The following is a 6,426-nucleotide window of genomic DNA, read 5'->3' on the forward strand; positions in this document are numbered from 1 at the left end:
GTCCTCCCCAGGCTGCGCCAATAAGGGCCCCCTTCGTGCCGACAAGAATCCTGATCCTGCTGGCGGTTATCCTGCTTGGCGCCTGCACCCATTTCTCGCCCGCGGCCCGCCGGGAGAACGCCGATGCGCTGGCGGCGGCGCGGGGCTGGCAGCCGTTGCGCCTGCCCGCGCGGGAGTTCGTGCTGACCGCGTATGCGCCGGCCAGCGTGGTGCCTGCGCATACCCTGGCCATCTACATCGAGGGCGATGGCCTCGCCTGGCTTAGCGCCGCGCAGCCCTCCGACGATCCGACGCCGTTGCGCCCGGTGGCGCTCGAGCTCGCGCTGCGCCAGGAGCGTGGCGCAGCGGCGTACCTGTCGCGGCCATGCCAGTTTGTGCAAGGGGAGGATTTCCGGGGCTGCAAGACGGCCGACTGGACGGACCGGCGCTTCTCTGCCGAGGTGATCGGCGCCAGCAACCAGGCCATCGACGCGCTCAAGCAGCGCTACGGTGCGCGGCAACTGATACTGGTGGGGTATTCGGGCGGAGGCGCCGTGGCGGCGCTGGTAGCGGCGCGGCGCCCGGATGTCGTCCGGCTGGTAACGGTGGCGGGCAATCTCGACCCGGTGGCCTGGGCCGCGCTGCACGGCGTGCCGCCGCTGGCCGGCTCGCTCAATCCCGCCGACGCGTGGCGCGCCTTGCAGGACATCCCGCAGCTGCATTTCGTGGGCAGCCGCGATACCAACATCACGCGCGACGTGGCGGCCGCCTATGCGTCACGCTTCCCGGCGGACCGGCAGCCCGCCATCAGGATGGTGGATGGCGCCACGCACACCTGCTGCTGGGCCGAGAAATGGGCTGCCCTGTGGCCTCAGGCTTTCCCATAGGCAGCGCAAGCTCTCGCGCCGTGGCGCGAGAGCTTGCATCGGGTGTGGTGCTTTCCTAGGCCGGCAAGTCAGGGCGCCAGCGGCGCCAGCTTCTCCTGTGCCCAGTTGACCGCCTCGCGCGCGGGCGCCAGCCCGCTCTTCTCCACGCGTTGGGCCAGCGCGAACACGCGCTCGCGGATCCGCGCCACCTCGGTCAGCACCGCCGCTTCCTCGGCGCCGCCCAGGTACTCGCGGGCGCAGCTGATGATGCCGCCCGCGTTGATCAGGAAATCCGGCGCATAGAAGATGCCGCGGCGTTGCAGCGTGTCGCCCTCGTCCAGCGACGCGAGCTGGTTGTTGGCGCCGCCCGCGACGATCTTGAACTGGCAGCCCTCGGCTACCGCCGGGGTGATCACCGCGCCGAGCGCGCAGGGCGCGAACACATCGGCGGCCACGCTGGTGATGGCGGTGGTGGAAACCACCTGTGCGCCGAATTGCTCGCGCGCCTGCTCTGCCTTGGCGCCGTGGATATCGGCCACGATCAGCCGCGCGCCGGCCGCATGCAGCTGGCGGCACAGGTCCCAGCCTACCGAGCCAAGGCCCTGCACGGCAACGGACACGCCTTGCAGGCTGTTATGGTCCAGCACGTAGCGCACGGCGGCCTCGATGCCGACGAACACGCCATAAGCGGTCTTGGGCGATGGGTTGCCGCCGAAGGTGCCCTCGCGCGGCATGCCGCTGATGTAGCGGGTCTGCGTGCGGGCGGCGACCATGTCTTCCACCGTGGTGCCGACGTCTTCTGCGGTGATGTAGCGGCCACCCAGCGATTCGACCATGCGGCCGAAGGCGCGGAACAGCTTGGTGCGATCGGTTTGCGCCGGGGTGCGCAGGATCACGGCCTTGCCGCCGCCGAAGGGCAGGTCGGCCAGCGCATTCTTGTAGGCCATGCCTTGCGACARGCGCAGGGCGTCGGTCAGGGCGTCGCTCTCGGCGGGATAGGCCCAGTAGCGGCAGCCGCCAAACGCGGGGCCAAGGCTGGTGCTGTAGATGGCGATGATGGCCTGCAGGCCGGACTCGGGATCGGTGGCGAGCGTGACGCGCTCGTGGGATGGGCCTTCGCCAGTGCCGAACAGGCGGCCGGCGGCCTCTGCGGTGATGCGTTCAGTCAAAGCGTCTTCTCCATGAAGATTGGGAGCGCAAAGGGATACCTTCGCTTTCCGGGTGCACCGCATTGGGTTGCAAGGCAGTGCAGTTGCAACGGCAGCCATCGGGGGCCGCCGTCTCGATAAGGCCGGGCCGCCATTGTGTGGCTGCCCGGCCTCGGGTAAACGCTGGGTACCGCGTCGTGGCGCGGAACCGGTGCTGGATCTTACCGGCAAATCGCGGGGAGATGAAGGGCGCGCGCGGTGTGTATGTGTGCGTGTGCGGCGTGTGTGCGGCACCGGCACATCTATACTTGGAACGAGGTAATCCTCAACTCGAGCGAAGCGTGAGAGGGCGCCTGCGCGGTGGCCTCCGCCCTTCGCGTGCCAGGAGGGCACCATGTTCCAGCATCTGCTGCTGCCCGTCGACGGCTCACCCCTGTCCGAAGCCGCTTTCCGCAAGGCCCTGGTGTTCGCCCATGAGGCGCGGGCCCATGTCACGGTGATCCGGGTGATCCCGGACTTCCATGTCTACACCTACCAGGTGGAATTGCTGGCCGACACCCGTACGCGGTTCGTGCAGGAAGCCACCCGCAGTTCGGCGGACTACCTGAAAACCCTGGCCGCCGAAGCCGAGGCGGCGGACGTGTCTTGCGAGACCCTTAGCGTCATACATGACCACCCCTATGAGGCCATCATCCAGGCCGCCCAGGAAAAGGAGTGCGACCTGATCGTGATGGCCTCGCACGGGCGGCGCGGTTTGCAGGGCGTGCTGATCGGCAGCGAGACCAACAAGGTGCTGACGCATAGCCGTATCCCTGTGCTGGTGTATCGCTAGCGGCTCACCGCAGCTGGCTTGCGTTGTGCGGCGCTAGCCACCTGCGGCGTGGCAGCGTCCGGGCAAGACATGGATGCGCCACTAGCATGCGCTTCTAGCCCGCGGCAGTCGCCGCCTGGTCCGGCCGCGTCCAGTCCAGCACCACCTTGCCGCTGTTGCCTGACAGCATGGCGGCAAAGCCGGCCTCGTAGTCGCCCACGCTGAAGCGATGCGTGATCATCGGCGTCAGGTCCAGCCCGCTTTGCAGCATGGCAACCATCTTGTACCAGGTCTCGAACATCTCGCGGCCGTAGATGCCCTTGATCTCCAGCCCCTTGAAAATCACCTGGTTCCAGTCTATCGCCATCTTCGATGGCGGAATGCCGAGCATGGCAATCTTGCCGCCGTGGTTCATGTGCTCGAGCATGGTCGCAAAGGCGGTCGGCACACCGGACATTTCCATGCCCACGTCGAAGCCTTCCGTCATGTGCAACTCGGCAGCCACGTCTTTCAGGTTTTCGTGCTGCACGTTGACGGCGCGCGTGGCGCCCATCTTGCGCGCCAGCGCGAGCCGGTACTCGTTGACGTCGGTGATCACGACATTGCGCGCGCCCACGTGCCGAGCGATGGCAGCGGCCATGATGCCGATGGGGCCTGCGCCGGTGATCAGCACGTCCTCGCCCACCAGGTTGAAGGACAGCGCGGTGTGCGTCGCGTTGCCAAAGGGGTCGAAGATGGCGGCGATCTCGTCCGGGATGTCGCCGGGAATGCGGAACGCGTTGAAGGCCGGAATCACCAGGTACTCGGCAAAGGCGCCGGCGCGGTTCACGCCCACGCCTACCGAGTTGCGGCACAGGTGGCGGCGCCCGGCGCGGCAGTTGCGGCAGAAGCCGCAGGTGATGTGCCCCTCGCCGGAAACGCGGTCGCCAATGGCCAGCCCGCGCACTTCCTGCCCGATGGCGACGATCTCGCCGACATACTCGTGCCCCACCTGCATCGGCACGGGGATGGTGTTCTGCGCCCACTCGTCCCATTTCCAGATATGGATGTCGGTGCCGCAGATGGCCGTCTGCCGGATGCGGATCATCACATCGTTGTGGCCGACTTCCGGCTCGGGGACGTCGGTCAGCGTCAGGCCGGGTGCGCGTTCGAGTTTGGCGAGGGCTTTCATGGGGGAGCCTCCTGCTTGCAGCGTGGTTGAAGCGCTTGGGTGACGCCTGAGCGCCGCTCAGGCGATGGCGCCGAACTTGCGGCCTACCTTGGCAAACGCGGCCACGGCCCGCTCGATCTGCTCGGCCGTATGCGCTGCGCTCATCTGCGTGCGGATCCGCGCCCGGCCCTTGGGCACCACCGGGAAGGAGAAGCCCACCACGTACACATGCTCTGCCAGCAACGCATCGGCCATGCCGGATGCCAGCGCGGCATCGCCCAGCATCACCGGGATGATGGGATGCTGGCCCGGCACCAGCGTAAAGCCCAGCGCCGTCATCTCGCGGCGGAAATGCTCGCCGTTCTCCCGCACGCGCGCGCGCAATGCCGCGCCTTCTTCGCTGGCCAGCAACTCCAGCACTTTCAGCGTGGCGGCGCAGATGCTCGGCGCCAGCGAGTTGGAAAAAAGATAAGGCCGCGAGCGCTGCCGCAGCAACTCCACGATTTCCCGGTGCGCCGCCACATAGCCACCCGAGGCGCCGCCCAGCGCCTTGCCCAGCGTGCCGGTGATGATATCCACGCGGCCCTCCACGCCACACAGCTCCGGCGTGCCACGCCCGTGCTCGCCCACGAAGCCCACCGCGTGCGAATCGTCGACCATCACCAGYGCCCCGTAGCGGTCCGCCAGGTCGCAGATGGATTTGAGGTCCGCGATGATGCCGTCCATCGAGAACACGCCGTCGGTGGCGATCAGCTTGAAGCGCGCGCCGGCGGCATCCGCCTCCTGCAGCCGGGTCTCCAGGTCGGCCATGTCGTTGTTGCGGTAGCGGTAGCGCCTGGCCTTGCACAGGCGCACGCCGTCGATGATGCTGGCGTGGTTGAGCTCGTCGCTGATGACGGCGTCCTGGTCGTCGAGCAAGGTCTCGAACAGGCCGCCGTTGGCGTCGAAGCAACTGGAGTAGAGGATGCTGTCGCCGGTGTGGAGGAACTTGGCGAGTACGGCTTCGAGGGTCTTGTGCACGGACTGGGTGCCGCAGATGAAGCGGACCGAGGCCATGCCGAAACCGTCTTGCTCCAGGCCGCGCCGGGCGGCTTCGATCAGGCGGTGGTCATCTGCCAGGCCCAGGTAGTTGTTGGCGCAGAAGTTCAGTACGTGCTCGCCGCCCGCCAGCCGGATATCGGCTGCCTGCGGGCTGGCGATGACGCGCTCGGATTTATGGAAGCCGTCGGCGCGGATGGTGCTTAAGGTGTCGCGAAGGTGGGAGAGATAGCGGTCGCGCATGGAAGGTCCCCGGCTAGGTTGTTGGGCGGCGTAGCTTGCGCCAGTCTCCATGGTATGGCGAAAGCCGGGAAAATACCGCTTTTGCCGTGCGCGTGTTTTGTGCTGCGCTGCGCAAGCGCTGGCCGGCGCAGCGCGACCGATGCTGCTATGCGGCAGCCGCCGCGCCGGTCCCTGGATCAGATCGAAAACGCAATGAAATCAAGCCTTTGTCTCTTTGCCTTAGGGTCGGCAACTCCTATCCTTAAGTGAGGTTGCGCATGCCGCCGCGATCGGCGCGCATGCCGGCTACCGGCTTGCTGGCGGAGGCGGCCATGAACGAAGACGTACGGATTGCTCCTATCGAGCGAATCATCTATTCGCGCCGGCACGGATCCACCGGCACCCTTGTCTGCCACAACGCGCGGCGCCGCCGCCTGATCCAGGCCGCCGCCGCTACCGCGCTTGCCGCGGGGCTTGGCCCCTTGGTGCTGCCACGCCGGGCGCAGGCAGCCAGGCACACCTTGAAGATCCTCCAGTGGAACCACTTCGTGCCGGGCTATGACAAGTGGTTCGATAACACCTATGTGAAGGAATGGGGCCAGCGCAACGATACCGAGGTCATCGTCGATCACGTGGGGATTCCCGCGCTGGCCACGCGGGCCGCCGCCGAGGTATCCGCCCAGAAGGGGCACGACCTGTTCATGTTCCTGTCGCCTGCGCCAGTGTACGAGGAGCAGGTCATCGATCACCGCGAGATTTACGAGGAATGCCAGCGCAAGCATGGCAAGCCGGTCGAACTGGCGATCAAGAGTACGTATAACCCGAAGACGAAGAAGTACTTCGGCTTCTCCGACAGCTTCGTGCCGGACCCGATCAATTTCCGCAAGGACCTGTGGGACGAGATCGGCATGCCTGCGCCGGACAGCTGGGACGACGTGCTGAGCGCGGGCCGCAAGATCAAGCGCAATCGCAACGTGCCGGTGGGCATTGGCTTGTCGGCTGAACTCGATACCGCGATGGCGATGCGAACCATCCTCTTCGCATTCGGCGGCTCGATCCAGGATGAGCGCCATACCGTCGTGCTGAATTCGAAGAACACGCTGGAGGCGGTCAAGTTCGTCAAGGCCCTGTACCAGGAGACCATGACGCCGGAGGTGCTGGCGTGGGATCCGTCCTCCAACAACCGCGCCATACTGGCGGGCAAGATCTCGC

Annotated in this window: 6 protein-coding genes; 3 read left to right on the forward strand and 3 right to left on the reverse strand. The window is 66.6% G+C overall.

The genetic code is table 11. The annotated features are described in order from the left end of the window. Window positions 1-866, forward strand: an 866-nt coding sequence (locus tag AC1DS3_RS33050) for an alpha/beta fold hydrolase (protein ID WP_477128814.1), incomplete at its 5' end; no start/stop codon positions are given. Between the two features lie 68 nt (window positions 867-934). Here AC1DS3_RS33050 and AC1DS3_RS33055 read toward each other — a convergent pair. Continuing rightward, on the reverse strand, window positions 935-2,014 hold the full coding sequence (locus AC1DS3_RS33055; protein ID WP_441640425.1) for a Leu/Phe/Val dehydrogenase: 1,080 nt from the start codon (window positions 2,012-2,014) through the stop codon (window positions 935-937). 373 nt (window positions 2,015-2,387) lie between these two features. Between AC1DS3_RS33055 and AC1DS3_RS33060 the strand changes: the two genes are divergently transcribed. Next, the gene (locus AC1DS3_RS33060; RefSeq protein WP_441640426.1) at window positions 2,388-2,825 is read left to right on the forward strand and encodes a universal stress protein; all 438 of its coding nucleotides are present in this window, start codon (window positions 2,388-2,390) and stop codon (window positions 2,823-2,825) included. Window positions 2,826-2,919: 94 nt separating this feature from the next. Here the strand turns inward: AC1DS3_RS33060 and tdh are convergent, their stop codons facing one another. Further along, window positions 2,920-3,975, reverse strand: coding sequence for an L-threonine 3-dehydrogenase (tdh, locus tag AC1DS3_RS33065; RefSeq protein ID WP_441640427.1), 1,056 nt, complete (start codon window positions 3,973-3,975; stop codon window positions 2,920-2,922). Window positions 3,976-4,032: 57 nt separating this feature from the next. Next, window positions 4,033-5,235, reverse strand: a complete 1,203-nt coding sequence (locus AC1DS3_RS33070) for a glycine C-acetyltransferase (protein ID WP_441640428.1) — start codon at window positions 5,233-5,235, stop codon at window positions 4,033-4,035. Between the two features lie 257 nt (window positions 5,236-5,492). On the opposite strand from AC1DS3_RS33070, the gene AC1DS3_RS33075 reads away from it, so the two are divergent. Beyond that, window positions 5,493-6,426, forward strand: a 934-nt coding sequence (locus AC1DS3_RS33075) for an ABC transporter substrate-binding protein (protein ID WP_477128815.1), incomplete at its 3' end; no start/stop codon positions are given.

The sequence above is a fragment of the Cupriavidus sp. 01L46 genome (assembly GCF_056399905.1).

What these genes read in the sequence shown, in the direction of transcription:
- AC1DS3_RS33060 (WP_441640426.1), top strand. Translation starts at nt 2,388, where the DNA reads ATGTTCCAGCATCTGCTGCTGCCCGTCGACGGCTCACCCCTGTCCGAA.
- tdh (WP_441640427.1), bottom strand. Translation starts at nt 3,975, where the DNA reads ATGAAAGCCCTCGCCAAACTCGAACGCGCACCCGGCCTGACGCTGACC.